The organism is Brunnivagina elsteri CCALA 953, from assembly GCF_002289455.1.
Lineage (GTDB): Bacteria > Cyanobacteriota > Cyanobacteriia > Cyanobacteriales > Nostocaceae > Brunnivagina > Brunnivagina elsteri.
Window position 1 is genome coordinate 1 of sequence record NZ_NTFS01000032.1, and the last position, 19,155, is coordinate 19,155.

At 40.0% G+C, this 19,155-nt stretch carries 24 protein-coding genes; 16 read left to right on the top strand and 8 right to left on the bottom strand.

Annotation, left to right across the window (positions count from 1 at the left end; all coding sequences use genetic code 11):
• The first annotated feature begins 208 nt into the window (after positions 1-208).
• The 15 genes from CK510_RS04745 (at position 209) to CK510_RS04795 (ending at position 8,040) form a co-directional block, all read left to right on the top strand.
• A complete protein-coding gene (locus CK510_RS04745) occupies positions 209-460 on the top strand; it encodes a hypothetical protein (RefSeq protein WP_095720602.1) in 252 nt (83 codons plus the stop codon).
• Positions 457-582: a hypothetical protein gene (locus CK510_RS33860; RefSeq protein ID WP_281256980.1), complete on the top strand. Its 126-nt coding sequence runs from the start codon at positions 457-459 to the stop codon at positions 580-582. The genes CK510_RS04745 and CK510_RS33860 overlap by 4 nt, the downstream gene beginning before the upstream one ends.
• Positions 572-820 carry a hypothetical protein gene (locus CK510_RS04750; protein WP_095720603.1) on the top strand — a complete coding sequence of 83 codons (249 nt, stop codon included), beginning with the start codon at positions 572-574 and terminating at the stop codon, positions 818-820. Before CK510_RS33860 ends, CK510_RS04750 begins: the two co-directional genes overlap by 11 nt.
• A complete protein-coding gene (locus tag CK510_RS31490; protein ID WP_158224843.1) occupies positions 817-975 on the top strand; it encodes a hypothetical protein in 159 nt (52 codons plus the stop codon). Before CK510_RS04750 ends, CK510_RS31490 begins: the two co-directional genes overlap by 4 nt.
• A gap of 67 nt (positions 976-1,042) precedes the next feature.
• On the top strand, positions 1,043-1,561 hold the full coding sequence (locus tag CK510_RS04755; RefSeq protein WP_143289226.1) for a hypothetical protein: 519 nt from the start codon (positions 1,043-1,045) through the stop codon (positions 1,559-1,561).
• Positions 1,562-1,799: 238 nt separating this feature from the next.
• Positions 1,800-1,940 carry a hypothetical protein gene (locus CK510_RS31495; protein WP_158224844.1) on the top strand — a complete coding sequence of 47 codons (141 nt, stop codon included), beginning with the start codon at positions 1,800-1,802 and terminating at the stop codon, positions 1,938-1,940.
• 105 nt (positions 1,941-2,045) lie between these two features.
• The gene (locus CK510_RS30845; RefSeq protein ID WP_143289227.1) at positions 2,046-2,228 is read left to right on the top strand and encodes a hypothetical protein; all 183 of its coding nucleotides are present in this window, start codon (positions 2,046-2,048) and stop codon (positions 2,226-2,228) included.
• On the top strand, positions 2,212-2,895 hold the full coding sequence (locus CK510_RS04760; protein WP_143289228.1) for a hypothetical protein: 684 nt from the start codon (positions 2,212-2,214) through the stop codon (positions 2,893-2,895). Before CK510_RS30845 ends, CK510_RS04760 begins: the two co-directional genes overlap by 17 nt.
• A gap of 117 nt (positions 2,896-3,012) precedes the next feature.
• Positions 3,013-3,468 carry a hypothetical protein gene (locus tag CK510_RS04765; protein WP_095720606.1) on the top strand — a complete coding sequence of 152 codons (456 nt, stop codon included), beginning with the start codon at positions 3,013-3,015 and terminating at the stop codon, positions 3,466-3,468.
• A 15-nt stretch (positions 3,469-3,483) separates the two neighbouring features.
• Complete coding sequence (locus CK510_RS04770; RefSeq protein WP_095720607.1) at positions 3,484-4,122, top strand: hypothetical protein; 639 nt, start codon at positions 3,484-3,486, stop codon at positions 4,120-4,122.
• Positions 4,123-4,673: 551 nt separating this feature from the next.
• Positions 4,674-6,248, top strand: a complete 1,575-nt coding sequence (locus CK510_RS04775; RefSeq protein ID WP_095720608.1) for a group II intron reverse transcriptase/maturase — start codon at positions 4,674-4,676, stop codon at positions 6,246-6,248.
• 184 nt (positions 6,249-6,432) lie between these two features.
• Positions 6,433-7,068 carry a hypothetical protein gene (locus tag CK510_RS04780; RefSeq protein ID WP_095720609.1) on the top strand — a complete coding sequence of 212 codons (636 nt, stop codon included), beginning with the start codon at positions 6,433-6,435 and terminating at the stop codon, positions 7,066-7,068.
• Between the two features lie 30 nt (positions 7,069-7,098).
• Positions 7,099-7,320, top strand: a complete 222-nt coding sequence (locus CK510_RS04785) for a hypothetical protein (protein WP_095720610.1) — start codon at positions 7,099-7,101, stop codon at positions 7,318-7,320.
• Between the two features lies 1 nt (position 7,321).
• Positions 7,322-7,609, top strand: coding sequence for a hypothetical protein (locus tag CK510_RS04790; protein WP_095720611.1), 288 nt, complete (start codon positions 7,322-7,324; stop codon positions 7,607-7,609).
• Positions 7,606-8,040 (top strand): DUF6788 family protein, encoded by a 435-nt coding sequence (locus CK510_RS04795; protein ID WP_095720612.1) that lies wholly within the window; start codon positions 7,606-7,608, stop codon positions 8,038-8,040. The genes CK510_RS04790 and CK510_RS04795 overlap by 4 nt, the downstream gene beginning before the upstream one ends.
• Before the next feature lie 122 nt (positions 8,041-8,162).
• Here the strand turns inward: CK510_RS04795 and CK510_RS04800 are convergent, their stop codons facing one another.
• The 8 genes from CK510_RS04800 to CK510_RS04825 all read right to left on the bottom strand — a co-directional run bounded on the left by CK510_RS04800 (position 8,163) and on the right by CK510_RS04825 (position 17,151).
• Positions 8,163-8,594, bottom strand: a complete 432-nt coding sequence (locus CK510_RS04800) for a hypothetical protein (RefSeq protein WP_095720613.1) — start codon at positions 8,592-8,594, stop codon at positions 8,163-8,165.
• 920 nt (positions 8,595-9,514) lie between these two features.
• Complete coding sequence (locus tag CK510_RS04805) at positions 9,515-9,868, bottom strand: hypothetical protein (RefSeq protein WP_095720614.1); 354 nt, start codon at positions 9,866-9,868, stop codon at positions 9,515-9,517.
• Between the two features lie 5 nt (positions 9,869-9,873).
• A complete protein-coding gene (locus tag CK510_RS31500) occupies positions 9,874-10,044 on the bottom strand; it encodes a hypothetical protein (RefSeq protein WP_158224845.1) in 171 nt (56 codons plus the stop codon).
• A complete protein-coding gene (locus CK510_RS04810) occupies positions 10,041-10,544 on the bottom strand; it encodes a hypothetical protein (RefSeq protein WP_095720615.1) in 504 nt (167 codons plus the stop codon). Before CK510_RS04810 ends, CK510_RS31500 begins: the two co-directional genes overlap by 4 nt.
• Positions 10,545-10,761: 217 nt before the next feature.
• Positions 10,762-13,389 (bottom strand): VapE domain-containing protein, encoded by a 2,628-nt coding sequence (locus CK510_RS04815; RefSeq protein ID WP_095720616.1) that lies wholly within the window; start codon positions 13,387-13,389, stop codon positions 10,762-10,764.
• A 240-nt stretch (positions 13,390-13,629) separates the two neighbouring features.
• Positions 13,630-13,803: a hypothetical protein gene (locus CK510_RS32545; protein WP_211293089.1), complete on the bottom strand. Its 174-nt coding sequence runs from the start codon at positions 13,801-13,803 to the stop codon at positions 13,630-13,632.
• Between the two features lie 177 nt (positions 13,804-13,980).
• Positions 13,981-15,168 carry a tyrosine-type recombinase/integrase gene (locus CK510_RS04820; protein ID WP_095720617.1) on the bottom strand — a complete coding sequence of 396 codons (1,188 nt, stop codon included), beginning with the start codon at positions 15,166-15,168 and terminating at the stop codon, positions 13,981-13,983.
• 585 nt (positions 15,169-15,753) lie between these two features.
• On the bottom strand, positions 15,754-17,151 hold the full coding sequence (locus CK510_RS04825) for a TldD/PmbA family protein (RefSeq protein ID WP_095720618.1): 1,398 nt from the start codon (positions 17,149-17,151) through the stop codon (positions 15,754-15,756).
• Between the two features lie 139 nt (positions 17,152-17,290).
• Between CK510_RS04825 and CK510_RS04830 the strand changes: the two genes are divergently transcribed.
• Positions 17,291-18,961 carry a DUF2079 domain-containing protein gene (locus tag CK510_RS04830; RefSeq protein WP_245911849.1) on the top strand — a complete coding sequence of 557 codons (1,671 nt, stop codon included), beginning with the start codon at positions 17,291-17,293 and terminating at the stop codon, positions 18,959-18,961.
• The last annotated feature ends 194 nt before the right edge of the window (positions 18,962-19,155 follow it).

Sequence of the window (19,155 nt, forward strand, 5' to 3'; positions counted from 1 at the left end):
ACTTTTACCTCGAAAAAATACAACACTATTATTGTATGATAAAAGTTCCTTAAAAACTCACAAAGTCAACAGCCTAGGGTGGTGCTGCACTACTTCCAGGTATGGATGAAGCGTTATCCGAGTTCGGGGTTATTTTCTTACCACAACCTCAAACCATTAATAGCAAAGGATTACAGTTACTAACACAAGTATCAATAGGGGAATAATTATGAATTACGAATCAAAGCGCCTCACCATTTCTTACCCTGCAATTGAAAGATTAGCCCAAGCATACGGATTACCTCAAGACTTACCCAGTCAAACACTTGCCGGATATATTGAAAGGCTTATTTTTGAGTGCTTGTGTAAACAAACGGTATCACCTAGTACTGTTAACCAAGGTGTAAATACTTCTCCGTCGGTAACTCAAAGTAAACCCAATTTAAGCAAACTTGCATCAATGGCAGGTAATCAAAAATGATAAACTCCTCTGACCAATCCACACCAATTAACCCAACCCCAACACCAGCAACAACTTCAGACATTGAAATAACTGAAATTATCACAGTAGCACTGCAACAAGGTGGTGTTTATGCAGACTAAAAACAACCTTCACCCTGTAAACAGGTTTACAAGACTAACATCTACTGAAAAGCTATTACAAACTATCCAATCAGCATTAACCCAAATCCAATTACAGCACCCTGATGATTGGCAATTATTAACTGAAGCGGGTTTGGTTGCCAGTGACGCGGGAACTTTGGAAGATGTCCGAGAGGTTATCCGTTGCTCTGTTGAGGATTGGGACGCACTTCTACAAATGAAAAACCGGGAATCATGAACCTAAACCGCGCTCAAATTTACCTTATAGTTGCTGGATTGTATGCCCTACAAGCTCGTGAGGGTCTTAATTCTGTAGCCAGTCAGGACGCAGATGATTTAATCAAACAACTTGACCAAATGTTAAATGCGATCGCCCCAACCGTCCAAAGTTAAGCGATCGCATTTTGTTAGGGTGCATCTCCACCGCAATGAAAACTACACTACACAAGGATTCTAACTCATGTCGAAACCACTTGGACATTTTGGTTGTAACTACGACTACGTACTAATCACGGACATTATGGAGACTTGGGGTGACGACCTTGCAAGCTTGGGAAACATTGACCGATATTATCTAATTAGCATGACTTCCGAATATATCGGGTTGAATCACTTGATAGAAGAATCATCCAGTGCCGCCGAAGAAGTATCAGCAAGGGTAATTGGCGGGGAATTGGATGAAAGCCAAGCCAGAAACTTAATTACAGCTATCGTGAATCGCAGGCAGAAGCCGCTTGAATACTGGGGTCTGGACTGTAATCTACCACTAATTAGAGATATTTCCGAAAGCTGGGGCGAGTGCTTAAATTGGCTTTCTGATGTGGATTCATTCGATGTTTTAGCTAGTTTGGGATGGATTATCTATAGCACTTCCGATGAGATGACAACGGACGAATCAGATAGTTTATGCGATCGCATTGCAGATGGTGAATTGCCTTTCGATCAGCTAGAAGCACTAATCCAAGCTTTGGGGAACTAATCGTGATTATTTACGCATCTTCCATCATGTTTATTGTGGGCACTAAATCTTTCCACAGAGCGGGTTTGCACTACTTTAGCGAGAGCTACTCACAAACTCAATTCAACAATGTGATGAAAGACATTTGTAAGGATATTGGACGCGACAAGCTCTATTCCCCCGGTAACTGCACGGTTTCTTTAATCATCACAGATACTACGGATCGTGATACAGAAACGCACCTTTTTGAATTTTAAAAATGACTAAAACCAGAACTGACAAGTACATAGCTCCGTTCTGCGTTGCTGGTGTGGGATTGCTTTGTTTAGCATCCCCACTGTTCCTTAATCTTGGCTCTCAAATGCCTGATTACTTAGCATCGCAAAAACTAGCAAGCTAGCAAGTAAACGAGCGCAAAGAACTCGCAGAGCGCAAGAAATTAAGCCAAGCAATCAAAGAAACGGGTATCCCGATCGCTGGCTCAACATTAACTATAGGCGATTATTTGGACGATGCCGATAAACCCCCAACCATTCCAAAGGTGGTGCTAAATCGCTATATCAGCAAGCAAACATGGGTTTTTGATGCAGCGAATGTCTGCCTTGGTCGAATCGTCAAAGGTCAATTTATTTCTAAGTACAAATCATCAACAACTTGCAAGGAGCTTCCCAATGGCATTAGGCAATAAACCACATTCCGGCAATCCGGCTCAAGCAGTACCAACATCAAGTCCTGCAAAGGTTCCAACCAATAACAGCCCTAACTTTATGGAAACTTTGGTCACTTGGGCTTTCAAAGTCCTCACCTTCCCACTTTGGATTGTCACTACGATAATCAGTCAACTGCTAACACCAGGGGCAGCCGGGGCAACGTTTTTAGGGAAACTGCTTTTTATCTTCCTGGTGGTGCTGAGTTCGGATTCTTACTGGCAGGTACTATTCCAAAACAAGCCGCTATTCCCTTGGTATGAAACGACTTGGACGGGTTATCGGTACGAGACGCTTTGGATGGGCTGGGATTGGCTGCCATCTCTGAGTTTGTTCCCACCAAGAATCAGCTTAGGATTGTTCGCAAACATAACTTTTTACTTGTGCCTCGGAATTTCCTTTGTAATTCAAATGTTTGAATCAGCCTTCGTAACTGGGAGCAAATTCGGAAAATTAAACCCCAAAATGATAGGACTAATTGCGATCGCATTCTGGGGTTTTGACATCATAATGACTTTTGCATCCAGGAACCCTTGGAGATATGAAGACCCTCAGCAAATCCTAATGTGTATACTGTTCAACGTTTTCACCATTGCCTGTGCTGAGTTGGGGCGTTGGGGGGAAAAGGTTTTAGCTGGTAAACAATAAAAAGTATTCCTGTAAACAGGTTTACAAACAATTAAAAAGCGATCGCGGTTCAAAGCCCAAAGTGAGGTGCAATTCCTCGCAATCGCCTGACAAATTCAATTTATAAGTACTTTCATTATGGAACCTAATAAACTAGCTCGGTTAGAAACACCCCAAACTGCTTATTTACTCAGCCAATTTCCCGAAGTTGAGTACCTGGAAGCTGGACACGTTGCAGAATGGTTATCGACTCGCAAAGACCAACTATTAATACTTGCCAAGGAAGAAAGAATCGGTTCAAGCTTGGCTAAAACAATAAGCCTTGCTACTGCTGCCATTGGTGCTGTATGCTACGCGACTTCTCCCCTTGCTCCCATTGGTGCTGTTTTAGGAGTTGCTGGTTATATTTGGGCGCAAGTTACTGACAGTTCTTATACTCATACTTTTAACCCTATCCCATTTATTAGGGGTGGTGTGTTGGATGTAATCGGTTCGATGGGACATTCGGAAGCTAGAAAGGAGTTTATATCAGGGTATGACGAGTTCGACCAACTGCGAGAATACTTAGCACCCGTGGAGCGTCAAGAGTATTAAATACTACGTAGTCGCATGGCATTAATTACTGAGTACCTTAGTCAAATTGAGTCAGGGAAACGATTCTACGCTTACAGATGGATTTGTGACCAATTTATTCTGATGCGTGGTGCTTTTCCCTCCATGCAGCAAACCCGCGAACATACCGACACAATGCAGTTTAGTAGTCCACTGGTTAATTGCGATCGCATTAAGTTTATCCAAGATGCAAGCCAAGCGCCCCAGCCTAGACCATTGATTCAGGATGCACCACCAGCAAGGATTCAAGATGCACCTAGACCAATGATTGCTGACGCTCCAATTCCAATAACTAATGCCCAATCCTCAATAACAACCCAGTCGGTAAGCTTCGACAAGGTGACACCCGACTTAATCAAATCCATCACCGACCAATTAGATAATACTTTAATCATTGGGGTTCCCCGTGTTGGCAAAGGTATTTTCACCTCGAATTGCTTGGAAGCCTTGAAGGGTAAGGCTACTATCTTCTACATTGACCCCAAAGATGACTCCAAAGAGACAGCTTATTTTGATGGTAGAGTGCATCGACTTTACCGTAAAAACGTTGCTGAAGCTGAACCAGAGGATAGTTACCTTTGGGTTAAAGATTGCCTTGCTGAATATGACGCTTTTGACGGTGCGATTCGTTCTTGAGTGAAATCGCAAGAATCCTCAGTAAATAAGGATTCGAGGTATAACTCAAGCAGTGGAATATAATCTCACGATTATATCCCACTGAACTCTTAATTCGATGCAGGTGCAAACCCTGCTAGCGAGGTTCGCGCTAACTCCCAACCTGCCCACAGTGAGTATACTCGGTTTATACAGGCTGAAGCTGGGAACAGGGCACAATCAGACGGCTGTTATGGGCTGACACTGGTGCTAATGGGGAGTCCCCACGATGAAACAGAGCCTAAAAAAGTGTCTTATGCGTAAGCGGGGCATAACAACAAAACCCCGACTTTATCAGAGCTAATCCCTATAACATACTCGTCGATATAGTTATAAGAACCAGGGGTCTGATAGGCAAAGTGGCTACATCTAAAGGGATAAAGAGTCGATTAAGGGAACGAATAAAAACGTTTTGAGAGTCTAAGAAAAGTCGATTCTTAGTAGGTATGACGAGATACGGAAATCTCTCTAAACGGGTAGGATGCTGCGTAATTGCGGCAAGGTATTCAGAAAACAGCTATTGGAGTAAGAGCATGATTAGGCACAGCCATAAGGCTAGTGAATCTTGGAAAAATCTAAACTGGAAGAAATTCCGGAAGGATTTATTTCGCCTACAAAGAAGGTTGTTTAAAGCCATTGAAGCAGGAAACAAGCGAAAAGCTTTACTTCTTCAAAAACTTATTCTGAAATCTCGTGCGGCTAGATTTTTAGCAATACGTCAAGTAACTCAGCTGAACACTGGTAAAAAAACAGCGGGAATCGACGGTAAGAAATCCCTCACATTCGAGGAAAGATTTACCTTAGAAGAACAGCTAGGAAAATACGTTTTCAATTGGAAACATCGAGGATTGCGTAAAATACCAATTCCTAAAAAAGACGGTTCCATAAGATTACTGAAGATACCAACTATTGCGGACAGATGCTGGCAGTGTCTAGCAAAATACGCAATAGAACCAGCACACGAAGCAACCTTCCATAAGCACAGTTTCGGTTTTAGACCAGGACGTTCGGCACACGATGCCCAACAGCAGGTTGCACAAAACATGAAAGCTAGCGCAAACGGAATATCTAAACGGGTTATAGAACTCGATATAGAGAAGTGCTTCGATAGAATTTCTCATTCCTCAATTATGGAAAATCTGATAGCTCCTAAGAATCTCAAAATCGGCATATTCAGATGCCTAAAAGCAGGAACAAATCCAGAATTTCCAGAACAAGGAACATGTCAAGGGGGAGTGGTAAGTCCATTACTAGCGAACATAGCACTAAATGGAATTGAAAGTATTCACAGGCATCATAAAGATGATTGTAGAATTACGGAAAAAACCAAAGAAAAAGATATCATATACCCCAGCATAAGATATGCGGATGATATGGTAATCTTCCTAAGACCCCAAGACAAAGCAGAAGAAATACTTGAACAAATCCACGAATTTCTAGCAAAAAGAGGAATGAAAATAAGTGAGAAAAAGACCAAAGTAACACGCACGACAAACGGATTTGATTTCTTAGGGTGGAACTTTAAAGTCAAATCAAACGGGAAGTATCACTGCGTTCCGTCAGAAGAAAACTTTAAAAAGTTTCGACAAAAAGTAAAATCCATTGTAAACTGCTCCAATTATGGTGCTAAGGAAAAAGCGAAAAAGCTTGCCCCAATAGTAAGAGGGTGGAGAAACTATCACAAATTCTGTGATATGTCAGGAACAAAATTCTCTCTATGGTTCATGAATCACAGAGCATTCAAGGTATTCAATAAAGAGAAGAAACAAACAAGATACTCTACCTTAGAACTAATAAAAAAAGCCTTTCCGACCGTACCTTACTCTCTAGCAGGATACGTTAAAGTAAAAGGAAATAAATCTCCTTTCGATGGCGACGTGGGTTACTGGAGTAAAAGAAACAGCAAGATGTATGATGGCGAAAAAGCCAGATTACTAAACAAACAAAACCATACATGTGTTCATTGCGGTATGAAATTTATGAATGATGAACACGTTCATCTGCACCACATTGATGGAAACCATAATAACTGGAAGAAAGTCAATCTTGTGGTCATTCATGAATCCTGTCACGATTACATACACATGGGCAATAGGGTTATCCCTTGAGAATATCGAGAGCCGGATGTAGCGAAAGTTACACGTCCGGATCGAACAGAGAGGTGCCCCGGATAATACCGGGCATCGACTCTACCCTGGTACTGGGATTAAGTTACTTATTTTTGACGAGTTAGCAGCAGTTAATGCAGCCTTTGAGAATGTTAAGGGTGCAACTAAATGGTTGAAATTTAAAATGGTTTCCTATGCTTCAAGTGGTAGCAGTAGGGGAATTGTGGTATGGGGGATTAGTCAAAATGCCCATGTTTCAGGTATTGGGTTTGATGGGGGTGCTAGGTCAATCTTTAAGCCAATTATCTTAATCAGTGGGGATAATGTCACAGCATCACAGCAAATTTTAGCTGCTGACATTATCCCTGGTGACAAGCGACTAAATTCTACCCAGATAGCTGCACTTTGTAAGAAGTCAACTGTCAACCGTGCAGTGTTTCATGGTGCTTTAAATGAATGGTTCCCAATGCCAGAGTTACCAAATCTTTCTGGTTACAACAGGGATAAGCGAGAATTTATTAATGGTTTTAATCCTAAAACTAAAACTGTTGAAAATTTAGAACAGATGTTTAATTTAGGTGAGCAAGCTACTACCATACAACCTACAAGAGAAACAAATTGTAACCCACAGTTACTAGACTGTATTGTAGATAAAATTATCTCAAGCACTGAACCAATTACTTATGAAGCAATCAGAGGACATATAAAAAGAACTCTTCCCAACATGGCTAAGAAAGAACTGATAGAAGTAGCAATTAATAATCTAATAGAGTCAGAGATTATTCAGGGTGATGGTGAGCAAGGGTACACCACTACTTAACATTAACTACAATATTAACTACCCTTGACCATGACCATGACCACGAAAAATATCTTGACCTGGAGGCTGAAACCCTTTGACCTTCGTGGTCAGGTCATGGTCAAACCGTGGTCATGGTCATGGTCAGGTCAAAACGTGGTCAAATCGCTGAAACCCCTTGAACTTCGTGGTCAAACTATAAAAACAGTCAAAAATGGTGGTCAAACTTCACAACTGCTACAAAATCCACAATTACTATTAGGAACTAACTAAAATGTACAACCAACTTGAGCAAAATCTTCGTAACTATATTTGTCAAGAATTTGAAAAAGACGGACTACCTAAAGAGCTAGGTGAATTTATATTTGATGGCATCACACAGGATATAGCTGAGAACTGGAATAATACCCGGTTTTTAAAATGGTGTGATGAAATGGAAGTAAAGTTTCCACAATTTACCCCAAAACAATTAATCACATGCCACGAGAAAGTTAACAATTTAACTGAAAAATATACAAGGGTGGTTAAAGCATTTACTTTTAAAGGTTTTGGTAAAAAATGAGAAAAACTAAATTACCACTTGTGACCGATGTTGATTATTTGGGGATAATGATTGGCAGCGATGCTTGGTTAAATTGGTTAGAACAAACTACCAGTTTTAGATATGAACCAAGACAGCAAGGTAAGTCGCTTTTATATGAGATTACAGTAAGGCAACGTGGTAAATATTGGTACGCCTACAGGAAAGTAAACAACCGACTACGACAGTTTTATTTGGCTAAGTCTGAAAATTTGGATTGGGAGCGGCTACAGTTGGCAGTAGATTTTTTATCCCAAAGTGAGGCAGATTTTTACCGAAACCGTGAGACAGTTAGACAAAAAGTTTGTACAACCGAATCCACACCCGAACAATTACGATCGCGAATAGTTGAACTTGAAGCTAAATGCCGAAAACTTGAAACTGAGAATTTTAAGCTGAAATCAGGTATGTAATTCAGGCAGAAAGAAATTGTAAATAGGTTTACAAATAATTAAAACCACTCAGGCTTAACGGCTTGGGTGGTTTTTTTTGTGGTTTATTGCAGGGGTCTTGGGTTGGTTGTACAAAACTTTGGCTAACTGAGACTATTGATAAATTGGTTCAAAGCTTTTTTAACCTTGCGTCGGTCGTTTGGTTGGCATTCCATCAAAATGCGATCGCGTAATTGTTCCAAGTTTTGGGCACTATCGCTTTTTGGTGTTTTTTGTGGTTCTACTGCTGCAAAGTTATTTACTGTCTCATTTTTAGGCAAATTTAATAAAGTAATTTCCAAATCAGACAACCTTTCAAGAATTGGTGCGATCGCAATTGCAATCAGTTCGTTAGTTCCAGGTTCTCGAACTTGAGTCATTGTTAACTCACGTTGCAACTTTTCATCCAAGGCATCACCAACAAAATCCACCAGCTTAACTTTATTAACAGTACAAAAATTCTTCACATCGTCCAATAATTCCGAACGATGGTCAAAGCGAATATTTAGTTGAACCCTTCTATTTTCTTCGGTCATAAATTAATCTAGTCAAAACTAGCTTGCAACTAGGTATATTGTACTAGTTTTAAGCCGCACGATTTACTAGGCATTTATGCTCAAAATTTATCTCATTTCTTACTATTTTGGAGGTTAGTAAGTAAAAAGTAAGAAATAGGGGTATATCTAAAATTCTAATAACGTAGCAGCAGTACTTTCAAGAGCTACAACCGCGCAAGGATTTTGCCCAGTCGAGGCTGCTAAGTTCCAAAAAACCTACCGTGGCTACGTTTTAATGATTTCTATAACTATCGTTCAAGCGTGATTCCTCTGTTTCGTACCCCAAATGTTTTTTTAGGAATACTTTTATTTTGGCTATCAATGGTTTGATTGGTGTAAAAATAAACATAAGTGTTCTCGTTAGTATTACTTACTCCTCCATCTTCTAATGGGTGAATCAGTAAATTATCTGAGAGAATAAAATGTGTTTTCACTTACTAAGTAATGAAGCTGCGAATCCTATATCTTTTTACCAAAACTTTTCCTACGAACAAACCTGATGTCAACGTGGTTGGGTAGCAGAACTATAGTTCGATCTAGATTTACTTTCGTTACAAAACTTAGCCAAAATCGTAGATTTAAAAACACCAGGTGTAGGACAGTTCATCCTAAAAACACCTGGTGTTTTTGTTTTATAGAAATTTGTTATAACCAAAAGCGATCGCACTAATTATTATAAGTGTGATTACTAAATCGGTTTGATTTCGGCAGATAATCGGTTTAGTTCTGAAAGTGCGATCGCTTTAGACTCACCAGGCATTTGGCTAATAAACCTCGTCTACTTTGAGAACTGTAGTTTTCCACAAAGACCTTGAGATTGCTACCCTGCGGGTAGCCACTTTGTGTCTACCTTACGTCGCAATGACGGATTTGAATCTTAAAAAAAACTCCGGGTTTCATCATGGACGAGGTTTAATCAAACCCACCTCAGATAAAACACGTTGTAACTCTTCATGTGACATCGCATCAGCAATTCGTTCTTGTAATTCAAGTTTTCTGGTGGTTGCCAACTGCTGAAATGCCCCATTTTTAATTCTGGCTTGCGTCTCCACCAACCGACGCTTTACCTCAACCAAGGCTACCAGTTCTTGTCGGTTGAAGTTCCCTGTTAAATCACCATTCTTCAGTAAACAACTAATTAGGCTGGAGATTAGGTAAATTTCAGAATCTAACTCACAAACCGAGTATGAATCTTGGTGTCTTAGGAATAAATTCTTTAAATCGCGATCGGATAAATCTTGCTGATAACTCATTGCTTTTACCTCCAAAGTGCATCATAAATTGCCGCTTGTGGAGTGGTTTCATCCCCAAAAAGCCGATACCTTATAAATTCTGTGCAAGTTAGATTCTGACTCTCAGCCATGATTTTCAATTGTTCGTGCTGGCGACGATTCAACCGTAAACTCAGCTTGATATGAAATTTCTTCATGCAGCACCATCACTATTGTTTGTAAACAGGTTTACAACGTTTTTGTTTTGTATGAGTTCTCCAGATGCAATCATACGTGCCCTTTTTTCAGCCTTACGTTCTGCGAAGACTTTCTCCACATGGATTCTAAGCACCTCATGAATAACAATAACCTGGTTTCCATTCACAGAAAAAGTACTATGAATGTCGGCTGGCAACGAGAACCCTAAATATTCCAGACCATGCTCTTGTAAAATGCGATCGCCGCTCGAACCATTGAAATAAATTTGGCAAGCTAGATAATCGGCAATTTTGATTAACCTTTCTAAATCACGATTTTTAATGAGTTTTGAAAGTAAGTTAATTGCCTGACTTTTTTTAGCTTGCGCTCCTTCGACTGACTGCCAACAAGCGAGGAAATGGTTATAAAGTTCGTGCAATTCTAAGGGGTACTGCCCGTAAATCAGATCGAATAAATGAGGTAATGGTGTTTTAGGGCGTTTGCGAGAATCTAATGTCATTTTGCTTTACTTTTATAAAGTTGTACGTACCTCCAATGTAGCAATTGTGTAAAAATCGACTTCTATTCGACACTATCAGTAGTACGTAAATACTAAAGGAGATAGTACGTTAGCTGTATTGGGGTTATTTTGAGGTTTAAGGTGTGTGATGTCGCGGTTGAGGGGTATAGGTCATTTTATAGAATTATCACCCCTCACTATGCCTTAATTTATGATGTCAAGACTTAGTAATGACAGCTTTCAATTGAATCAAATCTTTAGGGGTTAAAGTGCTGGTTTCCCAGTTACCCCACTCAATCAAGAAAGTATCTCCTTCCAAATCGCATTCAGTAACCTTGATTACAATCCCATCTTTTAATTCACAACCGTGACCAACCCCCTTTTCTAAATGAATCACATCACCCTTTTGGGGTTGAACATATTTGTAAACTGGTGAGAATAAATCGTCCAGATTTGCGCTAAAGGGTTTACAAAAATTATTTAGGGGTTTACAAGATTCGTTCTCTTCATTTGTTAATTCACTTGTACTATTTGCATTATTTAGGGGGGGTGTATCACTGAGGTGTATCAGGGGTGTATCAGAAACTAATACTTGCTGTGTAATACTTTCAGGCGTTTTTTCTTCAAGTGATACACCTGATACACCTTTTTCTATAAAAGGTTGATTTAATTCATTAATACTGAAATTAGATGTATCTTTTTTGTCTTCAGTACATGGTGTAGCTACCTCTTCCACAACCATTAAGCCATTTATGGTAGACACGGGTACTATTTTCCCCGTAGTCATTGTGTCACTTATCGAACATGGGATATTCAGTATTATTGATTTATTTTCAGAAGTTTGGGAAAAAGGTGTATCAGGTGTATCACTATTAGTTGTAATGCTTGCTGCGTCTACGTTTGAACCCTGATACACCTCCTGATACACCCCCTGATACACCTCTAAAATATTTTCATTATTAATTTTTGGTGTCCAAACAAAAGTTCTAACCCCGTGTCGCATCTGTAGACTACTTGATTTAACCCAACCGAGTGCTTTAAGAGCGTCGGAAGCTCTCATTTGTTCACGTTTACCCTGGTTTGCGGGTAAGATGTTCATTACCAGTGTGAGTATTTCCGCAATCGTTGTATCCTTCAGCTTGCCCAATTCAATTGCTTGGGATATTACATCTGTCCACGAATCTTCCACAGTGTGCTGGACATTTAGTTGCTTCTGTTGAATTCCTTCCATTGGGGTTAACCAGGAATTATATTGTTCACCACGTTTGTAGAGTTTCACCGCAGCAGACCAAATTAAATCTCGCTCTAGGATTAAAGTTTCGACAGGTATTGTTTTTAAAACAGGGATTACCCAAAAACGCCTGTTGCCTTCAGGGTCATTCAAAAATTGATTTTGGTTCACTGTCCCTACAAAAGCACTCATTCTGGGGAAAGTTTCTATTTTTCGCCCATAAGGTGGTCTAAGCTTGTCGTGTTTGGTTGTCAATAAGTTGCGAAGTGTTGCCACATCATTTTTGCGGAACACAACTTCAATTTCACTTAAATCAATAATCCAAGCTGCACGTAGTTTTAGTTTGTCATCTTTATCGCTACCCCCCACAGCAACTTCTGCGTCATACCAAGATTTATAGGGAACAAGGTTTTCCCAAAATTTACTTTTATTGATGCCCTGATGACCTTGCAACACGCAGGCTGTATCGTGCTGACCCCCTGGTTCATATATACGTTTGACTAAACCAACCAATGTTTTTTTGAGGTAAGTGTTGTACAAAGGTTCGCTTGTTCCGAAATACCGTTCTGCAATATTATCCAATAAATTTTCGTTAACATCGGGGTTCTGCCGTTCAACAGACTCAAGGTACGTTCTTACAGGGTGGTATGTTTGCTTTCTAGCTAAATAAGCGATTTTACGGGCAATTTCTTCATTTTTACCTCCATCATAATCAAATACATCAATCATCCACTCCTTAGCTCGTTCTACGTCAAGAACTTGGGTGTCATACTCAACCTCTAAAGTCATCTCATTAAATTTAAGTTGACCACCAAAAATGTCATGAAAAGCTTGTTGCTGTTCCCTTGGGGATAATTCTTCGTCACCACCTTTTTTCGATTTGGGTCTACCACGTTTGCGATCAGAAGTTTTATATTCAGGGTTCTCATTCCGGCTCACCGTGTTTTGTATGTCAGAAGATGCACCATAAGCACGATTAAGGCTAGAAATATCAACCATTTGGGGTAGTACCTCTTCAATAAATTTATTAGCACCAAAATGTAAAATAAAGTCGTCAATTCCTTTTGTGGAAACTTCACCATCACACGCTTCCCATTTACCCGAAATGCTGTAAACCGGGTTGTTAGGGCTATGTAGCGCTTTAGCTAATGTTAATTCTGCTAATTTTACCGGGTGTTTTGTTGCAGCGTCGGCATCAAATCCAATAATGAAACCGAAATTTGCATCTTTAAACTTTTGTAAAGTCTTGGTAAGCTCCCGTTCTTTGGTGTGATTCTCGTGGCTGCTTAACCCTTGCTCAACACCCGGTAAACTCACACACGGCATTCCTGAATGAAGCGCTACAATCGCCTTCCAAAGTCCTTCTGTAACCAACAAACAAGGGATACCATCAACATGTATGCAAAATTTCTTTACCTTTTCCAAATCAGCCCAAAAGTTGATATCGCCTGGATGTCGGGGTAATGTTGCGTCATATTGAGCAATTTTCTTTTTAGAAGGAGATTGGTACTTTCTGATCCGTTTAGTGCCGTCATCCCTTAAGTCGGTATGTGGGAAGTCGGGCATTAATTGCGGATACCCGTCAGCACCCGTTAACCAAACACCCCCACCCAATTGCGGACTTTTAGTAAATGCTGACGCTTCAAATTTATCAACAGAATAACAATTGTGTAGAACCCACTCTTCAGGTATTTTGCCTTGAAACCTTTCTATAACTAGCTTTTGGTGATGCTCTGCGGTTAAGCGGGGTACTTCTTTTTCAAATCTTTTTCTATAATGAAAAATTTCACTATCCCAATTCCAATCCTCTTCCTTAAAAAACTCCCCTAATTTAATTTTTAGTGAATACTCACTTTATTGAGTACTCGTATTATTTGGTAGAGACTTCTTGAAACGCTTGTTAGGTACGAGTTGAGTTGTTGGGTATTCACTTTGTTGAGTATTGTTTACTGCCGATGTGTTAGACTCACAATCAGAAGTGGTCTGATTTTTGGCGAAATCATTGACTGTTGAAGTATTTAATTCCATAATTTAGATATGTTTTATTTTTGAATCCCCTGTTTTGGTATGTAAACGGAAAGCCAACTCAGGGGGTTTTACTTTTTGAAGCTAACAGGCACTAAATTTTTGGCACGAATCGCTAACCTCGGATGGTTTAATTAGTGCGATCGCTTTTTCATAGCACCCAAAATTTTGTAAACCTATTTACAAGTTCGGTACTTTTGTGTTTGGTGTAATGCCTGCGTAGTGCTTATAAATGACTTCGGGTGAATTCCCTACCCAACTTGCAACGGTTTGCACTGGGATACCTTTTGAAAGGCACATAGTTATGAATGAATGTCTAGCGTTGTATGGAACTCGATAACGCTGCACTAGCCCCTTTTCCACAAGACTCGTGACGATTCCTGGTATAAACTCCCCACGATTGTCATAACCTCGCCAGATACGAGTAAAACCACTAATTTTTATCTCTTTATGGTCAGTATGAGAAGGAAAAACAAGCCAATTTTTGTTATATTCTTGGGTTCTACGGTTCAATAGCAACGTTTTTAGCTGCTCATTACAAGGAAACCTACGAAATTCATCAGTTTTCGTGCTTTTACGTCCATATAAATGTGAATATGACTCACGAAATGTAATCTCGGTGCAATCTGCGTTAATGTGTTCCCATTTAAGTGCGATCGCTTCTCCAATTCGGCAACCACTAAAAAATAGAAACTTTACAAAATCTGCATAACCCTTGTATAAAGTGTCAGATTCAAAAGCTGAAATTATCGCATCACGTTCTTGGGCTGTAAAAGGGTCAATTTTGCTCGTGTCCCACCTTTTAACTTTGATATCCGAACCCAAGTCAGTAAATGGGTTTTTTGTGATTAAGCCTGATTTTAAACCCCATACACAGCAAGCATTAATCTGCATTAGCAGTCTTTTCGTTGTCTTAGGGCTGTAATTTGCAACCAAATAGTCACGAATTACGATCGCACTACCTAAATCTTTGCTAGGTAACGCATTGATAATATTTTTGTATCTATTCTGAAAATCTTTGGTAAAAGTGGTATTTGCTAGTTGAGATTGTTTGAAGTCACAATACTTGTCCCACAATTCAACTAAATCAAGACTTTTAACTTTTTGGCGAATCCTTCTTTGGTTAGTATGTAAGTCGGACAACGCATCTTTATAGATTTGTAGTGTTTGGTCAAAGCAACCGGATTCAGCGTCAGATTCAATAACTAATGCGACACTTTGCACCCTTCTTAAGTTATATGCCGTTGCTTCTAAACCGGAATAGATATATACCTGTTCTCCACACGTAAATCCACGAGGTAGACGTAAACGCCACCTGTTTTTGTAGGCAACAATGGTAACTTTTTTAATTACTCTTTGTACGTGCATATACTAAAACTCACCTAGCACCTCAAGTGCAATAACATAGGCGAGAATAGTAAATTAAAGGGATGTCAATGGTTGTGTATGTAGTGAGAACCCCCGTTGGCTTGCACCAAAACGCATTTCGAGTGCGTCACCATCAACCACTCGGACACCTCTCCAGGCTTTTTTATTTTCCAGACTTCAATAAAACCATCACTTGTTAAAACATAACATTATATCACGACTTTTTATATACATAAAACAAAAATTTCTCTGTCTTTACCAAAAATACACCTTTTGACAGAGGTTCATTTGTTCGTGTAAATCGTTTTGTGGGTATATAACCAATTAACCATTTACTCTTCATTTGGCGCGATCGCATCAGATAAATTTTTTACAGGTAAAGACTTGATGATGTTGTAATACCTGCTTTGAAAGTCTTTGCAATAAGTACTAAGAGTAAGCCACAAAATGAATGATCCTGTGTTGTCATGCTGTAGCAAGCTACAGAATGACCGAAGAGCATTTATTTCTGTGGAGTTCTCCAAAATCACTTGTTTATCGGTTCGCAGTCCAGAATGTATCTAAAATCCAAAATCTAAAATCTCTCTAACCAACTTCTCCCCCAACAACAACATCACGTATTCTTAAACTTGGTCCCCCGCAACCCACAGGTAGACCATTCTGTCCACCTTTACCACAACCTCCCGACTCATCCCAATAAAAATCATTGCCAATTCCTTCAATATCTGCCAGAGTCTGAAACACATTCCCCGATAGGGTGACATCTTTTACAGGTTCGCATATCTTGCCATTGCGAATCATCCATGCTTCCCCAGCACTAAATGTAAACATTTCCCCATTCGTCATCCCACCCAGCCAATTCCGGGCATATACTCCTTCTTTAATGTCGGTAAACAAGTCCTCAACGCTCGTTTTCCCCCGTTCAATCCAGGTATTTGTCATCCTGACAATGGGCATATGGTGATAATTTAGACACCTAGCATTCCCAGTTGGTGTTTCTGCTAGTTTTCCCGCAGTCTCTCGCGAATGTAACCTTCCCACCAAAACACCATCTTTAATTAATTGCGTGGTTGTCGCAGGTGTACCTTCATCATCGTAAAAATAACTACCACGATGACCAACTGGAGCAGCACCGTCGAAAATCTGTAATTCTTCATTCCCAAAACGTCTTCCCAGAGCCATGACTTCGAGTAAGTCGGGATTTTCGTATGCCATGTCGGCTTCTGAGAGGTGTCCAAAAGCCTCATGGACAAATAAACCTGTCAAAATGGGGTCAATTACCACCGTATAGGTATTACCCTTGACGGAGGGCAAAGATAAAGCGGAAATAGCTCGTTGTGCTGCGCTTTTAACTTGCTGATCCAATCCGATTAAATCTTCAAAAGCTTTGCGTGAACCCGTGGTTTCCCTTCCTGTTTGTACCATTTCGCCATTTTTTGCGGTTGCGGCAAAACGCATTTCCATATCTACCCAGGATTGTTCGATCAAAGTACCTTCGTTAGTGGCGATGATAACTCGTTGAGTGCTATCGGCATAGCGAACCGAAGTTGTGGTGATACGTCCATCTACACTTTTGAGGAGGTCAGTATAAAAGTCGCATAATTGTTTCTTTTGTAACAAAGGAATTTTTCGAGGGTCAGTTCCCGTTAATGGTAATTTGCAGATTGCTTGGACTGGGTTGATTGGTGCGAGTATAGTTTCTTCTTCTCCAACCATCCGTGCTGCTGCGATCGCTTCTTCAATCCGATCTATAATGGTTATCAAATTGTTAAAACTACTGAGTCCCCAGCCACCTTTATGACAAGCGCGAATATGTCCACCTATGGAAATGCCTTCGCTGAGGGTTTCTACTGTGTCTCCACGTAGTAATATATCGGTTCCTTCTGCTTCTTCGAGACGAATCATTAAATAATCGACATGGGAAGAGTAGCGGGAAATCAGTTCGGAAAGTAGGTTTTGTGTGTCAGCGAATTGAGTCACCATTGTTGCTGTTGATTGGAAGAACCATATATTATTTAACCCTATAAAATACATGATAAATTCATTGAATATTATACCCGGATGACTAACTAACGTTCTACAATTATTATTTCCCTACGCAAAATTCCGGGGTGAGTGAGTGATGCGAAATCTGCGGCAAGCTATGCGATCGCAAATCAAAGATGAATTGTCAAAAATCCCCAGTGGAAAATTTAGGTCGGATTTAGCAATTGGAGCGGTTTTACCTATTGCCGCAATCTTTTTTACTTTATGTCTCATCTTGGCATTACACCGTTATTTCAGCTTTTACGCTTCATTTGACCAAGGTATATTTAACCAGGTTTTCTGGAATAATTCACATGGTCGTTTTTTCCAAAGTTCCTTATCCTCCAGTCTCTCTACAAATGTCGTCCATGCTGGTGAAATTCCCACGGTTTTCTATCATCGACTAGGGCAACATTTTACACCTGCATTGTTGCTTTGGTCGCCAATATATGCATTATTCCCCTCACCAGCAACGCTAACAGTGTTACAAGTGACACTCATTACAATGGCGGGTATTGTTCTTTACATATTGGCAAGACAATATTTAGAACCGCGATTAGCTGTAATGATTTCTGCCAGCTTTTATGCGGCAAATGCGGTAATTGGTCCAACTCTGAGCAACTTCCACGATATCAGCCAAATTCCATTATTTATGTTTACGTTGCTGCTAGCGATGGAGAAACGCAAATGGTGGCTGTTTTGGTTAATGGCAATATTTATTTTGGCAGTACGGGAAGATGCTGGGGTGGGGTTGTTTGGTGTTGGATTTTATATGATAGCTAGCAAGCGGTTTCCCCGTGCTGGGTTTGCTACTTGTATCCTCAGTTTTGGCTACATGTTAGCGTTGACCAACCTAATTATGCCGATATTTTCGGCAGATATTTCCAAGCGGTTTATGCTGGAGCGTTTTGGACAATATGCAGACGGGAATGAAGCTTCAACCCTGGAAATTATTTGGGGAATGGTTAGTAATCCTTGGCGGTTATTTGTAGAATTAGTTACACCATTTGACCGCACAATTCGCTACTTAATTGGTCAATGGTTGCCGCTAGCATTTATACCTGCCATTTCTCCCGCATCTTGGGCGATCGCAGGTTTTCCTTTGCTAAAATTATTGTTAGGTCAAGGTGAATCTGTACTGGCAATTACGATTCGCTATGCTTTGACGGTTGTACCTGGTTTGTTCTACGGTGGGATATTATGGTGGTCAGAGCATCCCAAAAGCTTTAAACCAAGATTTCGTCGTTTTTGGATTGGTTGTATTTGTGTTTCCCTAATTCTCAGCTTTACATCCAACCCCAATCGGACATTTTATTTTGCGATTCCCGACTCTGTAAAACCTTGGGTACATGTCACTTTAGCGCAACAATGGAGTCATGTATCTCAACTTCGTCCGTTAATCGGGCAAATTCCCCCCAATGCGAGTGTTTCCGCTACTACTTACTTAGTGCCCCATCTTTCCAGTCGTCGCGAAATTTTACGTCTACCTAGTTTGGAATTGCGAAACGATAGACGGGAAGTTGTAAAGGTAGAATATGCGATCGCAGATTTGTGGCAGTTGCAGCGATATCAACCCGCATTTAAGGGAGATGGAAGTCAATTGCGAGATTTTATTAAGTTGGTTAATGAATTAACTAATAAAGGCGAATATGGTATAAAAGGATTTACTGATGGGGTTGTTCTCCTTCAGAAAGGTGTTAATTCCGATTCCCAAGCTGCGATTGATTGGAAAAAATGGTCTAATGACGCATTTAGGAATGTGGATTAAATAAAGTACATTCACTCTTGGTGTGTTAACCTGCGGAATAACACACCATCAAATATTCAAAGTGCTATTTTGTTGTGGACTAAATATCAAAAAATCAAAAATGCCAACTAACCTTATTATCAACGTTGCCAAACTCTTATTTTGAGATCGACTTTTAATATTAGGGATAAATTAGCGACTTGTAGAGGTTAGGT